The sequence below is a fragment of the Salinarimonas rosea DSM 21201 genome (assembly GCF_000429045.1).
In the GTDB taxonomy this organism is placed as follows: Bacteria; Pseudomonadota; Alphaproteobacteria; order Rhizobiales; family Beijerinckiaceae; genus Salinarimonas; species Salinarimonas rosea.
Map to the genome: position 1 here is coordinate 47,052 of NZ_AUBC01000010.1, position 17,656 is coordinate 64,707.

14 protein-coding genes are annotated in these 17,656 nt (G+C 71.7%); 5 read left to right on the forward strand and 9 right to left on the reverse strand.

Translation table 11 applies throughout. The annotated features are described in order from the left end of the window. The first annotated feature begins 49 nt into the window (after positions 1–49). Entirely contained in the window at positions 50–1,651 is a 1,602-nt protein-coding gene (locus G407_RS26435) for a phospholipase D-like domain-containing protein (RefSeq protein ID WP_052341091.1), read from the forward strand. On the opposite strand, the gene G407_RS0108035 is transcribed toward G407_RS26435, so the two are convergent. From G407_RS0108035 to gltB, 7 genes are all read right to left on the reverse strand, one after another. Further along, on the reverse strand, positions 1,610–2,638 hold the full coding sequence (locus tag G407_RS0108035; protein ID WP_043539259.1) for a nickel/cobalt transporter: 1,029 nt from the start codon (positions 2,636–2,638) through the stop codon (positions 1,610–1,612). The two genes, G407_RS26435 and G407_RS0108035, sit on opposite strands and share 42 nt — an antisense overlap. Before the next feature lie 10 nt (positions 2,639–2,648). Beyond that, positions 2,649–3,317, reverse strand: a complete 669-nt coding sequence (locus G407_RS0108040; protein ID WP_029030401.1) for a DUF1007 family protein — start codon at positions 3,315–3,317, stop codon at positions 2,649–2,651. Positions 3,318–3,453: 136 nt separating this feature from the next. Then, on the reverse strand, positions 3,454–4,881 hold the full coding sequence (locus G407_RS0108045) for a glutamate synthase subunit beta (RefSeq protein ID WP_029030402.1): 1,428 nt from the start codon (positions 4,879–4,881) through the stop codon (positions 3,454–3,456). A 91-nt stretch (positions 4,882–4,972) separates the two neighbouring features. Then, positions 4,973–5,173: a hypothetical protein gene (locus G407_RS31635; protein WP_156917508.1), complete on the reverse strand. Its 201-nt coding sequence runs from the start codon at positions 5,171–5,173 to the stop codon at positions 4,973–4,975. Continuing rightward, positions 5,163–5,666 carry a BrnA antitoxin family protein gene (locus tag G407_RS32490; protein WP_245259053.1) on the reverse strand — a complete coding sequence of 168 codons (504 nt, stop codon included), beginning with the start codon at positions 5,664–5,666 and terminating at the stop codon, positions 5,163–5,165. The genes G407_RS31635 and G407_RS32490 overlap by 11 nt, the downstream gene beginning before the upstream one ends. Then, the gene (locus G407_RS0108060) at positions 5,656–5,913 is read right to left on the reverse strand and encodes a BrnT family toxin (protein ID WP_029030403.1); all 258 of its coding nucleotides are present in this window, start codon (positions 5,911–5,913) and stop codon (positions 5,656–5,658) included. The genes G407_RS32490 and G407_RS0108060 overlap by 11 nt, the downstream gene beginning before the upstream one ends. A 37-nt stretch (positions 5,914–5,950) precedes the next feature. Beyond that, positions 5,951–10,645 (reverse strand): glutamate synthase large subunit, encoded by a 4,695-nt coding sequence (gene gltB, locus G407_RS0108065; RefSeq protein WP_084327389.1) that lies wholly within the window; start codon positions 10,643–10,645, stop codon positions 5,951–5,953. 571 nt (positions 10,646–11,216) lie between these two features. On the opposite strand from gltB, the gene G407_RS0108070 reads away from it, so the two are divergent. Beyond that, a complete protein-coding gene (locus G407_RS0108070) occupies positions 11,217–12,269 on the forward strand; it encodes a threonine aldolase family protein (protein ID WP_029030405.1) in 1,053 nt (350 codons plus the stop codon). Positions 12,270–12,328: 59 nt separating this feature from the next. Here G407_RS0108070 and G407_RS0108075 read toward each other — a convergent pair whose 3' ends face one another. Together G407_RS0108075 and G407_RS0108080 are read right to left on the reverse strand one after the other, a co-directional pair. Next, positions 12,329–12,928: an NnrU family protein gene (locus tag G407_RS0108075; protein ID WP_029030406.1), complete on the reverse strand. Its 600-nt coding sequence runs from the start codon at positions 12,926–12,928 to the stop codon at positions 12,329–12,331. Positions 12,929–12,995: 67 nt separating this feature from the next. Beyond that, positions 12,996–13,526, reverse strand: a complete 531-nt coding sequence (locus tag G407_RS0108080; RefSeq protein WP_029030407.1) for a CDP-alcohol phosphatidyltransferase family protein — start codon at positions 13,524–13,526, stop codon at positions 12,996–12,998. 155 nt (positions 13,527–13,681) lie between these two features. Between G407_RS0108080 and purM the strand changes: the two genes are divergently transcribed. The 3 genes from purM (at position 13,682) to G407_RS26450 (ending at position 17,606) form a co-directional block, all read left to right on the forward strand. Next, entirely contained in the window at positions 13,682–14,773 is a 1,092-nt protein-coding gene (gene purM, locus G407_RS0108085; protein ID WP_052341092.1) for a phosphoribosylformylglycinamidine cyclo-ligase, read from the forward strand. After that, positions 14,770–15,381 carry a phosphoribosylglycinamide formyltransferase gene (gene purN, locus G407_RS26445; RefSeq protein ID WP_043539260.1) on the forward strand — a complete coding sequence of 204 codons (612 nt, stop codon included), beginning with the start codon at positions 14,770–14,772 and terminating at the stop codon, positions 15,379–15,381. The genes purM and purN overlap by 4 nt, the downstream gene beginning before the upstream one ends. Before the next feature lie 65 nt (positions 15,382–15,446). Continuing rightward, positions 15,447–17,606: a putative bifunctional diguanylate cyclase/phosphodiesterase gene (locus G407_RS26450; protein WP_052341093.1), complete on the forward strand. Its 2,160-nt coding sequence runs from the start codon at positions 15,447–15,449 to the stop codon at positions 17,604–17,606. Positions 17,607–17,656: the final 50 nt, after the last annotated feature.

The window sequence follows — 17,656 nt, forward strand, 5'->3', positions numbered from 1 at the left end:
TCGGGCGGGGCGCACGGAACCGTGAGGGTACCCGGCGCGTCCTCTGCGCATGGACGCACCCGCCACGATCCTCCCCGCCCCCGGTCCCCTCCTGCGCGCGGGCGACACCGCCTGGCGCACGCCGCGGGCGCGGCGTGCGGCCGTCGTCCTCGACAACGCCCGCTACTTCGCGCTCGCCAAGCGGGCGCTCCTGCGGGCCGAGCGGCAGGTCCTGCTGCTCGGCTGGGCCTTCGACCCGCGAACCCGCCTCGATCCGCGCGGCGCGGCGCCGGGGGAGCCGGACGCGATCGGGGAGGTGCTGAACGCGGCGATCGCCCGCAACCCGGCGCTCGACGTGCGCCTGCACATCTGGGACATGGTCCTCCCCATATCGCTCACGCGCGACCTCTTCCCGCAGCGTGCGCCGTTCTGGCTCGACCCGCGCATCCGCCTCGAGCTCGCCGACGACCTGCCGATCGGCGCATGCCATCACCAGAAGCTCCTCGTCGTCGACGACGCGCTGGCGTTCGTCTCCGGCGACGACTTCTCGCCCGATCGCTGGGACACCCGGGCCCATCGCGGCGTGAACCGCCTGCGCGCGGCCTCGACCGGGGAGGGGCACGCGCCGCACCACGGCGTGACGCTGATGCTCGACGGGGAGGCGGCCGCCCGCCTCGGCGATCTCGCCCGCCGGCGCTGGGCGGAGGCGACCGGGCGCGCCGTGCCGGCGCCGCCGCCGCCCGCGCGCGATCCGTGGCCGGAGGAGGTCGCGCCGGACTTCGTCGACGTCCGCATCGGGATCGCCCGCGCGGCACCGCACTACCACGGCCGACCCGGCGTGCGAGAGGGCGAGCGGCTCACGCTCGAGAGCATCCGCGCCGCGCGTCGGCTGATCTATCTCGAGAACCAGTATTTCGCCGCGCCGCGCGTGGGCGAGGCGCTGGCGCGGCGGCTCGCCGAGCCGGACGGGCCGGAGGTCGTCGCGATCCTCTCGCCGCATTCGCCGAGCTGGTTCGACCGGATGGTGATGGATTCGGCGCGCGACGCCCTCGTCGCGCACCTGAACGCCAACGACCCGTTCGACCGCTTCCGCGCCTTCGCACCCCACGCCCGAGACGGACGCCCGACGATCGTGCACGCCAAGACGATGGTGGTCGACGATCGCCTGCTGCGCATCGGCTCGGCCAACCTGAACAACCGCTCGCTCGGCTTCGACACCGAGCTCGACGTCGCGATCGAGGCGGCGCCCGGCGCGGCAGGGGCCTCCACGCGGGCGGCGATCGCCGGCGCTGTCGACCGCTTCGTCGGGCATTTCATCGGGTGCGAGGCGGATGCGGTCGCCGCGATGCGGCACGCGCGGGGCGGGCACGAGCGAGGGCTCGTGCGCACGATCGAGGCGCTCGACGGCGGCCGGCGGCTGCGGCGGCTGCGGCCTACGGGCGCCGGGCCGGTCGGGACGCTGACGGCCGCGCATCACCTGGGCGATCCGCCATCGGCCGCCGGCTCGTGGAAGCCCTGGCGGCGGCGCGCGGGCCCGGCGCGGCTCTCGGCGGGGCATTGGCTCGCCATCGGCGCGCTCGGCGGGCTCGCGGGGTGGGGCGTGGCACGCGGGCTCGCCCGGCTGCGCGCGTCAGAGGACGCCGGCTTGCGACACCCCGACGAGCAGCGCTAGGCCGAGCACCAGCACGAACGCGCCGGCGAGGAGCTCGAGCCCGCCGATCGCCAGCGTCCCGCCGCTCCCGCGCCCGCCGGCGAGGCCGAGCGCGAGCCGCTTGGCGAGGACCGCGAGCGTGGCGATGAGCCCCGTGGTCAGGGCGGTGCCGAGCGCCATCGCCAGCGTCGCCGCGACGCCGGCCCAGACGATCCCCTGCGAGAGCGCGAAGACGAGGACGACGATCGCGCCGGCGCAGGGGCGCAGGCCCGCCGCGACGACGACGCCGGCCTGCTCGCGCAGGCCACGCATCCGCGAGAGCGTCGTCGGGTCGGGCAGGTGCGCGCAGCCGTCGCCGCAGCCGGGGCCGATCGCTCCGCCCCGGGCCCCGGCGAGGAGCGTCGCGAGCGTGCCGGCCTTGCGCCAGACGACGACGGCGCCCATCGCGGCGACCGCGGCGAAGCTCGCCGTCTCGATCAGCCGCGTGGCCGTGTCCATCTCCCGCGCGGTCGCGGCGAGGAGGAGGCCGGCGGTGAGCACGAGGGCGATCGCCACGAGCGCCTGCAGCAGCGCCGCCGCGAGCGAGAGCGAGAACCCCTTCCAGGCGGCGCGGCCGTCGGCGACGAGATAGGCCGCGATCACCGCCTTGCCGTGGCCCGGGCCGGCGGCGTGGAAGACGCCGTAGGCGAAGCCGAGCCCGATCAGCGCCGGGAGGGCGGCGCCGCTCTCCTTCAGCGCGCTCACGGCGCCGCGCAGCCCGTCGTAGAACGCGCTCTGGAAGACCGCGAGCACCCGCGCCAGCGCGCCCGTGCGGGGCGCCGCCTCGGGCACGCCGACGCCGAAGGGCATCGGCCGCGGGGGCGGGGCGGGGGGCAGGAGGGCCCAGATCAGAAGCGCGCCGGCCCCGGCCACGAGCACGATCGCCCCGATCGCGAGAACGATCCGCAGCCAGGGCCGCGCCGCGGCAGCGGGGACGGGCAGCGATGCGGCGGAGGAGGGCGCGGGCATCGGCAGGGCCTCAGGGGCAGGCGACGAGGGCGCGGTTGACGATCTCGACGCCGAGCGACTCCGTCGCCGTGATCGCGTCGAAGAACGCCTCGCTGAGATTCACGAACTGGTCGAGCCGCACCTCGGTGGCGCGGGCGACGTCGATCGCGCACCCGCCGGGCGCGCCGGCCAGCACGACCGCGTCGTCGCCGTCGGCCATGCGGAAGGAGATGAAGAACTCCGGATCGTAGACCTCGAGCACGAGCGCCGTGTCCGGCTCCGCCGGGCTCTCCAGCGGCAGGGTGAAGTGGAGCGTCAGGTTGGTCCCGTCGTGGGCGAGACGATAGTCGCGCGGCGCCGCGAAGGCGTGGTCGGTACCGTCCGCCTTCAGAAAGGTGAAGTAGCCGAAGTCGCCGAGGCTGGTGGCGTTGAGCTCCGCCATCTCGGCGAGCTCGTCCGTCGTGTAGCGGCCGTCGCCGTTCACGTCGAGGCCGAGGACCATGCTGGCGGAATTGGCCTCGTCGAACCTCCAGGCGTGGGCGAGCGCGGCGACGCGCCCGGCGTCGTCCCAGACGATCTCGGTCTTGGTCTCGACCCAGATGTGGGGATGCGCCGCCGCCGGCGAAGGCGCGAGCGCCCAGGCGGCGGCGAGGCCGGCGAGGGCTGCGGGAACACGGACCTGTCTCGGGCGGAGCGTCATCGGCGGGTGTCGTCCTCGGGGCGCAGGCCGGAAGGCTGCGCCGCCATGGTTAACGAACGCTGAAGACGGGCGCCGCCCGTCCTCGCCCTGCCGTGCACCGCGAAGGTGGCGAAAGCCGGGCGAGGCGAGCCCGTGCTCAGCGCGGGAGCGTCGAGGACCCCATCAGGAACGTGTCCATGGCGCGGGCCGCCTGGCGCCCCTCGCGGATCGCCCAGACGACGAGCGACTGGCCGCGGCGCATGTCGCCGGCGACGAACAGCTTCTCGCTCGAGGTGCGGTAGTCGCGATCGTCGGCCATGACGTTGCCGCGCCGGTCGAGCGCCACCTGCGTCTCGGCGATCAGGCCTTCCTTCACCGGCCCGGCGAAGCCGATGGCGAGGAAGACGAGATCCGCCTTGATGACGAACTCGGTGCCGGGGATCGGCTGGCGCTTCTCGTCGACGCGGGCGCAGCGCACGCCCACGACCTTGCCCTTCTTGCCCTCGATCGAGAGCGTCGCCGCCTGGAACTCGCGCTCGGCGCCCTCGGCCTGCGAGGAGGAGGTGCGGTACTTGGTCGGCCAGTAGGGCCACACGGTCAGCTTGTCCTCGATCATCGGGGGCTTGGGCCGGATGTCGAGCTGCGTCACAGCGAGCGCGCCCTGGCGGAAGGAGGTGCCGATGCAGTCCGACGCGGTATCGCCGCCGCCGATGACGACGACGTGCTTGCCCGCCGCCGTCACCTGCTCCACCTCCTCGGGGATGCCCTCGTCGTTCACCCGCTGGTTCGACTGGGTGAGGAAGGGCATGGCGTAGTGGACGCCGTCGAGGTCCTGGCCGGGCAGCTGCGGGTCGCGCGGGTTCTCGGCGCCCGCCGCCAGGAGCACGGCGTCGAACTCGTTGTGCAGCGAGGCGAAGGCGCGCGTCTTGCCGATCTCGACGTTGCAGTGGAAGACCACGCCTTCGGCCTCCATCTGCTTCACCCGCCGCTCGATGTGGTGCTTCTCCATCTTGAAGTCGGGGATGCCGTAGCGCAGCAGCCCGCCGGGCTTGGCCTGGCGCTCGAAGACGTGCACCTCGTGCCCGACGCGGGCGAGCTGCTGGGCGGCGGCGAGGCCGGCAGGACCGGAGCCGATGATGGCGATGCGCTTGCCGGTGAGGTGCTTCGGCGGCTCGGGCTTCACCCAGCCCATGTCCCAGGCCTTGTCGGCGATCGCCTGCTCGATGGTCTTGATGGCGACCGGCTGGTTCTCGAGGTTGAGCGTGCAGGCCTCCTCGCAGGGCGCCGGGCAGATGCGGCCGGTGAACTCCGGGAAATTGTTGGTCGAATGGAGGTTCTTCGCGGCCTCCACCCAGTCGCCCTGGTAGACGAGGTCGTTCCAGTCCGGGATCTGGTTGTGCACCGGGCAGCCGGACGGGCCGTGGCAGAACGGGATGCCGCAATCCATGCAGCGCGCCGCCTGCTTCTTGAGGTCGCCCTCGTCGAGCGGGAGCGTGAACTCCTTGAAATGGCGCACGCGGTCGCCGGCGAGCTCGTACTTCTGCTCGGCGCGATCGTACTCGAGAAATCCCGTGACCTTACCCATCGTCCATCGTCCTCGTCAGGCGCGCGCGGAGCCCCGGCAACGCTGTCTCGTCCATCGGGCCCGGGGGGCGGACCGCTTCGGTTTTCGTCCCTCACACCCGCTGGGGGCGCTCGTCGTCCTCGTCCGGCCAGCGGCCGCGGCTGATCGGGCGATCGCCCTGGCGGACCTCGGCGCGATCGAACATCTCGTCCGTCCATTCCGGGCTGTCGTCGGCGTCGATCGAAGCAGCTTCTCGCTCACGTGATTCCGCCTTCGGCAGATCGCTGCGGTCCGGTGTCGCCTTACCGCTCATCGCGAGCCCTCGCTTCGAGAGGCGGGAAGGCGCCCGGCGCCACCGTCTCGTGCGCGTTCAGCATCTCGAAGCCGACGATCTTCCCGCTCGCATCGAAATCGATGACGAGCCCTGGACGAACCTCCTCCGATCCCACGATCGCTCCCTCGGCCACACGCACGAACAAGGCATCCGCCTCCTCGTCGTACTTCGCCTCCAGGCCGGCATCGCGCACGCTGCCGTGGTCGCTCCTGTCCGGCATATGCTCGCGCAGCACGCCGTCGATTCTGGTCTGCCAGCCGGGCCCGCTCGCCTTGAAGCGCTCCAGCACGTCTGGGCTCAGCCGCAGGCTGACGAGCCGCTTCGTCGGCGCCTTCTGCGGTCCGCGGCCCTTCTTGAAGACCCTCTTCAGGTCCTCCGGAAGCTCGTCGTAAGGACGTGCCTTAGCGAAGTCCTCGTCCGTCCATTCCGGATTGTCCTCGTCGAGGACGTGCTTGCGCGGATCAGAGACCATATTTCCGCATCTCCTTCGGGCGGGCTCGCCGCAGGCTGATGGCGCGAAGCGTCACGCCCGACCAGGTAAACGCCAGTACATACGGCTTGCCGTCGATCCATCCGAACGCACGGTATCGCACCTCGCCGTAGTCTCGACGATCGTCGACGTACCAGGCGCCCAGCTCCAGTTCCGTCGCTCGGACCAGCGAGATGCCGTGCTTGGTGATGTTCGTCGCATCTTTCGCCGGGTCGAACGCAATCTCCATGGCTATATTGTAGCTACAGAGATCGCAATCAAGTCCGTCACTCCGCCGCGGCCGGCATCCGTGCCCGCTCCATCTCCCGGAGCGCGCGGCGGTACTCCACCGGCATCACCTTCACGAACTTGGTCCGGTACGTCGCCCAGTCGTCGAGGATGGCCTTCGCCCGGGCGGAGCCTGTGTACCGGAGATGGTTCGTGATGAGCTGCATCAGGCGCTCCTCGTCCTTGCCGGACATGTTCGCCAGCACGTCGATACGGCCCTTCGTCTCGAGGTCGCCGCCGTGGTGGTGGAGGCGGCGCATCAGGTCCTCCTCCTCCTCGACGGGCTCGAGATCGACCATGGACAGGTTGCAGCGCTTGCCGAAGTCGCCGGCCTCGTCGAGCACGTAGGCGATGCCGCCGGACATGCCGGCCGCGAAGTTGCGCCCGGTCTGGCCGATCACCACCACCACGCCGCCGGTCATGTACTCGCAGCCGTGGTCGCCCACGCCCTCGACCACCGCGACGGCGCCGGAGTTGCGCACGGCGAAGCGCTCGCCGGCGACGCCGCGGAAGTAGCACTCGCCGGCGATGGCGCCGTAGAGCACGGTGTTGCCGACGATCATCGAGCGCTCCGCCACCGCCTTGGTCTCGGCGGCGGGCTTGATGATCAGCTTGCCGCCCGACAGGCCCTTGCCGACGTAGTCGTTGGCCTCGCCCTCGAGCTCGAGGGTGACGCCGCAGGCGACCCAGGCGCCGAAGCTCTGGCCGGCGGTGCCCTTCAGCTTCACGGTGATCGTGTCGTCGGGCAGGCCCTCGTGGCCCCAGCGCTTGGCGACCTCGCCGGAGAGCATGGCGCCGACGGTGCGGTCGACGTTCTTCACGCGGGCCTCGATCGTCACCGCCTCGCCGCCCTCGAGAGCGGGCTGCGCCTCGGCGATCAGCCGGCGGTCGAGCACGTCCGCGATCGGATGGACCTGCCGCTCGACGTGGCGCACGGCGACGTCCGGCCCGACGTCGGGCTTGGTCAGCATGCGGGCGAAGTCGATCCCGCGCGCCTTCCAGTGATCGACGCCCGCGCGCTTGCACAGGAGGTCGGTCTGGCCGACGATCTCCTCGAGCGAGCGATAGCCCATCTGCGCGAGAAGCTCGCGCACCTCTTCCGCGACGAAGAAGAAGTAGTTCACCACGTGCTCGGGCAGGCCCTTGAAGCGCTTGCGCAGCACCGGGTCCTGCGTCGCGACGCCGACGGGGCAGGTGTTGAGGTGGCACTTGCGCATCATGATGCAGCCCGCCGCGATCAGCGGCGCCGTCGAGAAGCCGAACTCGTCGGCCCCGAGCAGCGCGCCGACGATCACGTCGCGCCCCGTGCGCAGGCCGCCGTCGACCTGCAGCGCCACGCGCCCGCGCAGGCGGTTCATCACCAGCGTCTGATGCGTCTCGGCGAGGCCCATCTCCCAGGGCGAGCCCGCGTGCTTGATCGAGGTGAGCGGGGACGCGCCCGTGCCGCCCTCGAAGCCCGAGATCGTGATGTGGTCGGCGCGCGCCTTGGCGACGCCCGCCGCGACCGTGCCGACGCCCACTTCCGAGACGAGCTTCACCGACACGTCGGCGGACGGGTTGACGTTCTTCAGGTCGAAGATCAGCTGCGCCAGGTCCTCGATCGAGTAGATGTCGTGGTGCGGCGGCGGCGAGATTAGGCCCACGCCCGGCGTCGAGTGCCGGACCTTGGCGATCTTGGCGTCGACCTTGTGGCCCGGCAGCTGCCCGCCCTCGCCGGGCTTGGCGCCCTGCGCGACCTTGATCTGCATCATGTCGGAGTTGACGAGGTACTCCGTCGTCACGCCGAAGCGGCCGGACGCCACCTGCTTGATCGCCGAGCGCTTGGAGCGCCCGTCCGGCATCGGCCGGAAGCGCTCGGGCTCCTCGCCGCCCTCGCCGGTGTTGGACTTGCCGCCGAGCTCGTTCATCGCGATGGCGAGCGTCTCGTGCGCCTCCTTCGAGATCGATCCGAAGGACATGGCGCCGGTGGAGAAGCGCCGCACGATCGACACCGCCGGCTCGACCTCCTCGAGCGGCAGCGGCGCGCGGCCGGTCTCCTCCGCCGACTTGACGTGCAGCAGGCCGCGGACGGTCTTGAAGGCGTTCTCCTGCTCGTTCACCAGCCGCGCGTACTCGCGATAGCGGTCGTCCGCCTTCAGGCGCACGGCGTGCTGGAGCGTGGCGACGGTGTCCGGGTTCCAGGCGTGGGTCTCGCCCCGCAGGCGATAGGCGTACTCGCCGCCGACGTCGAGGCTGTCACGGTAGATCGGGCTGTCGCCGAAGGCGTCCTCGTGGCGCGCGACCGCCTCCTGCGCCACCTCCGGCAGGCCGACGCCCTCGATCGTGGTCGCCGTGCCGAAGAAGTAGGTCGCCACGAACGCCGAGGAGAGCCCGACCGCGTCGAAGATCTGCGCCCCGCAATAGGACTGGTAGGTCGAGATGCCCATCTTCGACATGACCTTGAGCAGGCCCTTGTCGATCGCCTTGATGTAGCGCTGCACGACCTCGGTGGAATCCACCTCCGCCGGCATCTCGTCCATCATCGCGGCCAGCGTGTCGAAGGCGAGGTAGGGGTTGATCGCCTCGGCGCCGTAGCCGGCAAGGCAGGCGAAATGGTGCACCTCGCGCGCCTCGCCGGTCTCGACGACGAGGCCGACCGAGGTGCGCAGCCCCTTGCGGATCAGGTAGCTGTGCACGGCGGCCGTGGCGAGCAGCGCCGGGATCGGGATGCGGTCCGGGCCCACCTGCCGGTCGGACAGGATGATGATGTTGTAGCCGCCGCGCACGGCGGCCTCCGCGCGATCGCACAGGCGCTCGACCGCGCCCTCCATGCCGTGCGCGCCCTGCTCCGCGGGATAGGTGATGTCGAGCGTCTTGGTGTCGAACCGGTCCTCGAAATGGCCGATGCAGCGGATCTTCTCGAGGTCCTGGTTGGTCAGGATCGGCTGGCGCACCTCGAGGCGCTTGCGCCGCGCGGTGCCCTCGAGGTCGAGGATGTTCGGCCGCGGCCCGATGAAGGACACGAGGCTCATCACGAGCTCCTCGCGGATCGGGTCGATCGGCGGGTTCGTGACCTGGGCGAAGTTCTGCTTGAAGTAGGTATAGAGCAGCTTCGCCTTGTCCGAGAGCGCCGAGATCGGCGTATCGGCGCCCATCGAGCCGACCGCCTCCTGGCCGGTGACGGCCATGGGCTGCATCAGAAGCTTGAGGTCCTCCTGCGTGTAGCCGAAGGCCTGCTGCCGGTCGAGCAGCGACACGTCCGTGCGCGACTGGCGCGGCTGCACGGGGTTGAGGTCCTCGAGCACGATCTGCGTGTGCTTCAGCCACTCGCGATAGGGGTTCGCCGCGGCGAGCTCCTTCTTGATCTCCTCGTCGGCGACGATGCGCCCCTGCTCGAGGTCGATGAGCAGCATGCGCCCGGGCTGCAGGCGCCACTTCTCGACGATCTTCTCCTCGGGGATCGGCAGCACGCCCATCTCGGAGGCGAGCACGACGAGGTCGTCCTCGGTGACGAGGTAGCGCGCGGGGCGCAGCCCGTTGCGGTCGAGCGTCGCGCCGATCTGGCGGCCGTCGGTGAAGGCGATGGCGGCCGGGCCGTCCCACGGCTCCATCAGGGCGGCGTGGTACTCGTAGAAGACGCGCCGGTCCTCGTCCATCAGCGGGTTGCCCGCCCAGGCCTCGGGGATGAGCATCATCATGGCGTGGGCGAGCGAGTAGCCGCCGCGCACCAGGAACTCGAGCGCGTTGTCGAAGCAGGCGGTGTCGGACTGGCCCTCGTAGGAGATCGGCCAGAGCTTCGAGATGTCGTTGCCGAACAGCTCCGAATCGACGCTCGCCTGCCGGGCCGCCATCCAGTTGACGTTGCCGCGCAGCGTGTTGATCTCGCCGTTGTGGGCGACCATGCGGTAGGGGTGGGCGAGCTGCCAGGTCGGGAAGGTGTTCGTCGCGAAGCGCTGGTGCACGAGCGCGAGCGCGCTCTCGAAGCGCGGGTCGACGAGGTCCCTGAAGTAGTCCCCGAGCTGCGTCACCAGCACCATGCCCTTGTAGACGATGGTGCGCGAGGACATGCTGACCGGGTAGTAGCCGGCGCAGCGCGCGTCGTCGAGCCGGTAGACCGCGTTCGAGATCACCTTGCGTGCGAGGAAGAGCCGGCGCTCGAAGGCGGCCTCGTCCTCGTCCTTGGTCTTGCCGACGAAGACCTGCCGGTGCAGCGGCTCCGTCGCCTTGACGTTCTCGGACAGGTCTGTGTTGTCCACCGGCACGTCGCGCCAGCCGAGCAGCGCCAGGCCCTCGTCGCGGATCGCCGCCTCGACGATCTCGCGGGCGATGGCGTAGCCCTCCGGGTCGCGCGGCATGAACAGCATGCCCACGCCGTACTCGCCGGGCTCCGGCAGCCAGATGCCGAGCTTGGCGCACTCGCCGGCGAAGAAGCGGTGCGGGATCTGGGTCAGCATCCCGCAGCCGTCGCCCATCTTCGGGTCGGCGCCGACGGCGCCGCGGTGGTCGAGGTTGCGCAGGATGTCGAGGCCCATCTCGACGATGGCGTGCGTGCGGCGGTTCTTCATGTCGGCGACGAAGCCGACCCCGCAGGAATCCTTCTCGTGACGGGGATCGTAGAGGCCCTGCGCCGCCGGCATGCCCGGGTCGCGCACGGCGCGCAGCCAGTCCGCCCCTCGCGTCTTGCCGCTGCCGAAGCTCATCGTGATGTTCGTCATCCGTCGATCCTCGCTCGGATCGGGGCCGCCGGAGCGCCCCGTCGCCGCCAACCGCCATACGGCGGAACCCTGCCGCCCGGATCGTACCTGCCGGGCGGGCCGCTCGTCTCGTGGAGGCGCGGAAGCCGGGGGAGGGGGCGCCCGCACCTCAGGCGGGCGTCCGGCGGCTGGAGCTCAGCCGCCGCGCGCCCGCATCGCCCGCGTCGTCGCGCGGGCGTCGGGTTTCTGATCTCGGTCGCGCGGGGCGCGGGCGTTCATCGTCGTTCTCGCCTTCGAGAAAGGGTTGCCTTCGAGACCGGATGACGGCGAGCGCCGTCGGGATGGGACAGCCTTGCTGTCCTAGTTGTGCCGGACGTTGCCAGATTTCGCCCCGGTGCACAAGTGCATTTTGGAGGCGTTCGAGAACGATCGTTGCCCTGTGACGATGGCGCGCGCAACAATGCATCGAACGACAGCGGCGCCGGGCAAGTTTGCGGACGCGGGTGCATTCCCGCCGCCGCTGGCTGCGCAGCTGCGCGCTTGACGGGCGTGCGTCGACCCTGTCCGGTGCGGGCCGGAGGAGACCCGATCCATGAACTTCGCCAGCGACAACATCGTCGGCGCGAGCCGCCCGGTCCTCGAGGCGCTCGTCGCGGCCAACGCGGGCGCGCAGCCCGCCTACGGGGGAGACGACGCGACCCGGGCCGCCCAGCAGAGACTGTGCGAGATCTTCGAGCGCGACTGCGCGGTCTTCCTGGTGGCGACCGGCACCGGCGCGAACGCGCTGGCGCTCTCCGCGCTGGTGCCGCCCTACGGGCTCACGATCTGCCACGACGAGGCGCACGTCATCGACGACGAGTGCGGCGCGCCGGAGTTCTTCACCGGCGGCGCCAAGCTCGCGGGGCTGCCCGGGGTCGGCGGCAGGATCGCGCCGCGCACGCTCGCCGAATGGCTCGCCGCGCGCTCCGGCCACGAGAAGGAGATGCCGGCGCGTGCGCTCTCCATCTCGCAGGCGACGGAGGGCGGGCTCGTCTACGGGACCTCCGAGATCGCGGCGCTGTGCGACATCGCGCACGAGGCGGGGCTGGCGGTGCACATGGACGGGGCGCGCTTCGCCAACGCGCTGGTGGCGCTCGACGTCTCGCCGGCGCAGATGACGTGGAAGCTCGGCGTCGACGTGCTCTCCTTCGGCGCCACCAAGAACGGCTGTCTCGCGGCGGAGGCGGTGATCTTCTTCGACCCCGCCCGCGCCGAGGCGATGCGCTTCCTGCGCAAGCGCTCGGGCCACACGCTGTCGAAGGGGCGGCTCCTGGGGGCGCAGCTCCAGGGCTACCTCGCGGACGACCATTGGCTCGCGAACGCCCGCCACGCCAACGCCATGGCCGCGCGGCTCGCCCAGGGCGTCGCCGCGCTCCCGGGGGCACGGCTCGGCTTCCCCCGCGAGGCGAACGAGGTCTTCCCCGTCCTGCCGCGCGAGACGGTGACGCGGCTGAAGGCGGCGGGCGCGATCTTCCACCCCTGGTCCGAGCACTCGCTTCCGGCGGGCGAGCGGGTGGCGCCGAACGAGATGCTGGTGCGCCTCGTCACGTCCTTCGCGACGACGGAGCAGGAGATCGAGGCGTTCCTGGCAGCCGCGCGGGGGTGAGCGCCACGCGCGGCGGCCGCGGGGGCGGGACGCGGGAGCCGAGCGGCACCTCGCTGCGCTCAGGCCGCGCCGACCACCGGCACGCCGATCAGGATCGGGTGGAGCCAGAAGGCGAAGGCGACGTAGGCGACGAGGCCCACGGTCACCGCGATCGCGTCGTTGCGCCAGCCCGCGGGCGCTGCGGTGGCCGCCCGGGCGGGCGCGAGCGGCGAGACGGGGCGGCGCTTCAGCGAGATGCGCGCGGCGACCGCCCAGGCGAGGAAGGAGACGAACAGGATCAGCGAGGCGAGATCGCCGTTGGCCAGGAGGTGCGCCAGCGCCCAGATCTTGATCGCCGCCAGCATCGGATGCTTCGCCCGCGCCTTGATGTGCCCCGGCAGGTAGGTCGCCACGAACAGGATGAAGGCGAAGATCATGAGCAGCAGCGCGACGTGCGCGAGCCACGTCGGCGGGTACCAGATCTGGACGTTCGCGGGATCGTACCGGGCCTCGCCGTAGCCGATGCTGACGAGGACGATGCCGACGAGGGAGGCGACCGAGTAGGCGACCTTGTAGCTGTTCTCCCCGAGCCGCTCGACGAGCCGCGCACGCGGGCCCCGCGCCATGGTGAAGGCGTGGGTGCCGAGGAAGAGGACGAGGCCGAGAATCAGGATGAGCATGGTCGGTCTCCGGAGCGGACGGGCGCACCCCTCCTAGCGCAGCCGTAGGCGAAACGCACGCCCGCGCTCACGCGCTCATGTGCCTCAGCCACATCACCAGGTAGACCGCCAGCGTGAAGGCGGTGAGCACCGCGATTCCGATTGACAGCACGTCGTCGAGCGGCCCGAGCGTGAAGGCGAAGGCGTTGGCCGCGAGCACGGTGACGGCGTAGGTGATCAGCAGCGCCGTGTTCACCTTCGACGCGAAGATCGGCCTCACCGAGATCGGCCGGTTCATGATCCAGGAGACGACCCAGGCGATCACGATCATCACGTCGCGCGAGACCACGAGCACGACGAGCCATTCCGCCATGGCACCGACGATCGCGAGCGTGACGTAGATCGAGACGAGGAGCGCCTTGTCGGCGAGCGGGTCGATGACCGCGCCGAGCTCCGAGCGCATGTCGAAGCGGCGCGCGATCCAGCCGTCGATGCCGTCCGAGACGCCCGCGACGAGGAAGAGCACGAAGGCCGCGAGCCAGTTCCCCTGCAGGATCGCCACGATGACGACCGGCACGAGGAGCAGGCGGAACACGCTGATGAGGTTGGGGATCGTCACGGCGCGGCTCCCGGGGTGCCCGAGCGCGGGCACCTCCGACTCGGGTACGAAGGCCGGCGGCGGCGGTCAAGCGCTCTCGCCGCTTGCGCCGCTCTCCCGGGGGCTGTAACCCGCGGGGGCCCGGTGGAGCGGGCGCGAGGCGGGAGACGGGCGGCATGGCCGAGGACGTGGCCGAGGAGAAGGCCGAGAACCGGCGACAGGGGATGACCTATGCGCAGGCCGGCGTCGACATCGACGCGGGCAACGCCATGGTCGAGGCGATCAAGCCGCTCGTGCGCGCGACCCGCCGGCCCGGCGCCGACGCCGAGATCGGCGGCTTCGGCGGCCTGTTCGACCTCAAGGCCGCGGGCTTCGTCGACCCGATCCTGGTCGCGGCGAACGACGGCGTCGGCACCAAGGTGAAGATCGCCGTCGAGACGGGGCTGCACGACACGATCGGCATCGACCTCGTGGCGATGTGCGTCAACGATCTCGTGGTGCAGGGCGCCGAGCCGCTGTTCTTCCTCGACTATCTTGCGACGGCCAAGCTCGATGCGGCGACCGGCACCGCGCTCGTCGCGGGCATCGCCGAGGGCTGCCGGCGCGCTGGCTGCGCGCTCATCGGCGGCGAGACGGCGGAGATGCCGGGCGTCTACCAGGGCGCGGACTACGATCTCGCCGGCTTCGCGGTGGGCGCGGCCGAGCGCGGCACGCTGCTGCCGCGCGGAGTCGCGGCCGGCGACGTGCTCGTCGGCATCGCCTCCTCGGGCGTCCACTCGAACGGCTTCTCGCTGGTGCGCCGGATCGTGGCCGCGAGCGGGCTCGGCTGGGGCGACGAGGCGCCGTTCGCGCCGGGCGAGACGCTCGGGCGCGCGCTGCTCGAGCCGACGCGAATCTACGTCCGCCCGCTGCTCGCGCTCCTGCGCGAGGGGCTCGCGGTCAATGCGCTCGCCCACATCACCGGGGGCGGGCTGCCGGACAACCTGCCGCGCGTCCTGCCGGACGACCTCGGCGCGCGTGTCGATCTCGGGGCGATCGCGCCGCCGCCGGTCTTCGGCTGGCTCGCCCGTGCGGGCGGCGTCGCCGAGGCCGAGATGCTGCGCACCTTCAATTGCGGTGTCGGCATGGTCTGCGTCGTCGCGCCCGAGGCCGCGGAGGCCGTCTGCACGCGCCTCGCGGCCCTCGGCGAGCGCGCGGCCCCGATCGGGCGGGTCGAGCCCCGCGGGGAGGGCGCTGCCGTGCGCTTCGAGGGCGAGCTTCCGTCGTGAGCGACGACGCGCGCGTCCCGACGGCGATCCTAATCTCGGGACGCGGCTCGAACATGGTCGCGCTGCTAGCGGCCGCGCGAGACCCGGACTATCCCGCGCGCATCGTCCTCGTCCTCTCGAATAGGCCGGACGCCGGGGGGCTCTCTCTCGCGCGCGAGGCCGGCATCCCGACCGCGGTGGTCGACCACGCGGCCTATCCCGACCGCGAGAGCTTCGATGCCGCGCTCGATGCCCGGCTGCGCGAGGCGGGTGTCGAGCTCGTCGTGCTCGCGGGCTTCATGCGCATCCTCACGGAGGGCTTCGTGCGCGCCTGGGAGGGGCGGATGATCAACATCCACCCCTCGCTGCTGCCCGCCTTCCGCGGAACGAGGACCCACGAGCGCGCGCTCGCGGCGGGCGTGGCCGAGCACGGCTGCACGGTCCATCACGTCGTGCCCGAGCTCGATGCCGGGCCGACGATCGCGCAGGCGCGCGTGCCGGTCCTGCCGGGGGACACGCCCGAGACGCTCGCGGAGCGCGTGCTCGCGGAGGAGCACACGCTCTATCCGCGCGCCCTCGCCGACGTCGCCCTCGCGCTGCGCGACGCGCGGCGAGGCCAACGTATGTAAAGTCGCAGCTACAACCATTTCTGAACGAATGACCGGGATCATGCGCCGTCGAACCCGGGACGGCCATGCAAGCACCAACCTTCCAGCCCTCGCCGGCGACCCGCGTCTTCCTCCCGCGCCTCCTCTGGCCGCTGGTGGCGCTGCTGATCGTCATCGTGGCGGTCGCGACCGGTGCCCTGCTCTGGGTGAGCCGTGACGCGGATCGGGCGGCGGCCGTCGCCGCGCGCGACCGCATGCAGGCCGTCATCGGCATGCAGCTCGAGGCCTACGCGCAGACGCTGGAGGCGAGCCTGAAGGCCGCCGCCGGCGCCGAGCCGCTCGGGCCGGCCCAGACCGGCGCGTTCCTGACCCTGGCGCGCCCCCACTTCGACGCGACCGGCGTGTTCACGCTCGATGCCGAGGGCCGCATCGTCGGCGCCGAGGTGGCCCGCGGCGCGGGCGCGCGGCCGGTGCTCTCCCTCGACACGGCGATCGTGGCCGATCTCCTCGGCCGCGCGCTCCTCGACGCGCAGCACGGGAGTGCGTCGAGCGCCCGGCGCAGGGCGCCGCCGAAGCTCGCGGCGATCGACGGGCGCATCGTCGCCGTTCTCGCCGTGTCGGAGCTGCACGCCGCCGGTGGCGCCCTCGCGGTGGGCCTGCGGGCGATGAACCGCGACGAGCTCGCCGCGCTGGCGATCGACCAGGCGATCGGGAACTTCATGGTCGGCGAGGGGCCGATCGACGATCCCGTCCGCGGCTTCGACATCGCCGCCGTGGACGGGGAGGCGGTCTACCACGTCGCCTGGACGCCGGAGCGCCCGGGCACGAACTGGCGCAGCAAGGTGACGGGGCTCGTGATCGGCCCGGCCGCGCTGGCGTTCCTGCTCCTCGGGCTGGCCGTCCTGCACGCGCGGCGCGTCTCGGCCGAGCTCGCCCAGACGCAGGAGCACGTCCAGGCGCTGGCGGTCTCCGATCCGCTCTCGGGCCTGCCGAATCGCCTCCTCTTCGCCCAGCGCCTGGAGCAGGAGCTCGCCCGGGTGGCGCGCACCGGCGAGGGGCTCGCGGTCATGTTCCTCGACCTCGACCGCTTCAAGGAGGTCAACGATTCCTTCGGTCACCAGGCCGGCGACGAGCTGATCAAGGCGGTGGCGCGGCGGCTCATGGCCCATCTGCGCGGCACCGACGTGCTCGCACGTTTCGGCGGCGACGAGTTCGCCATCATCCAGCCGGGCCTCGCGAGGGCCGACTGCGCCGAGGCGCTGGCGCGGCGCCTCCTCGAGGCGATCGCCGAGCCCTTCGAGATCGAGCACAACGCCGTCACGATCGGCGTGTCCATCGGCATCGCGCTCGCGCCGGACGACGCGCTCGACCGCGAGACGCTGATGCGGCTCGCGGACACGGCGCTCTACCAAGCCAAGAACGACGGCCGCAACCGGCACTCGTTCTTCGAGCGGCGCATGGACGAGGCGATCCGCATGCGCAAGCTCGTCTCGGACGACCTGCGCGACGCCATCGCCGGCGACCTGCTCGACCTGCACTATCAGCCGATCTTCGCGGCGGACCGCGACGAGGTGGTGGCGCTCGAGGCGCTCGTGCGCTGGCGCCATCCCGAGAAGGGCTTCATCCCGCCCGACCGCTTCGTGGCCATGGCCGAGCAGAGCGGCCTCATCCTGCCGCTGGGAGACTGGGTCCTGCGCCGCGCCTGCCTCGACGGGCGGCGCTGGCCGGGGCTGCGGATCGCGGTCAACGTCTCGCCGATCCAGTTCCGCCAGCGCGACTACGTCGATTCGGTGGTGCGCATCCTGCAGGAGACCGGCTTCGATCCGACGCGGCTCGAGCTCGAGCTCACCGAGGGCGTCGTCGTCGAGGACGCGGACGCGGCCGAGGCCGCGATGATGCGGCTCAGGGGCCGGGGCGTGAACCTGGCGCTCGACGATTTCGGCACCGGCTATTCCTCGCTGATCTACTTGCGCCGCTTCGCCTTCGACAAGATCAAGATCGACCGCTCCTTCCTGGAGAGCATGGAGGCGACGGGAGAGAGCGCGATCCTGGTGCACTCGATCGTGCATCTGGGACGCGCGCTCGGGCTGACCGTCACCGCCGAGGGCGTCGAGACCAAGGAGCAGCAGCGCTTCCTCCAGGCGCTGGGCTGCCACCAGCTGCAGGGCTACCTCCTGGCGCGGCCGATGCCGGCGGCGGAGATCGACACGCTGATGAACGAACGGCGCCGCGCCGGCGCGGCCTGAGGCGCCGGTCGGAACCGCCGCCGCGTGTGTCCGGTTCTCCTCCCGGACCG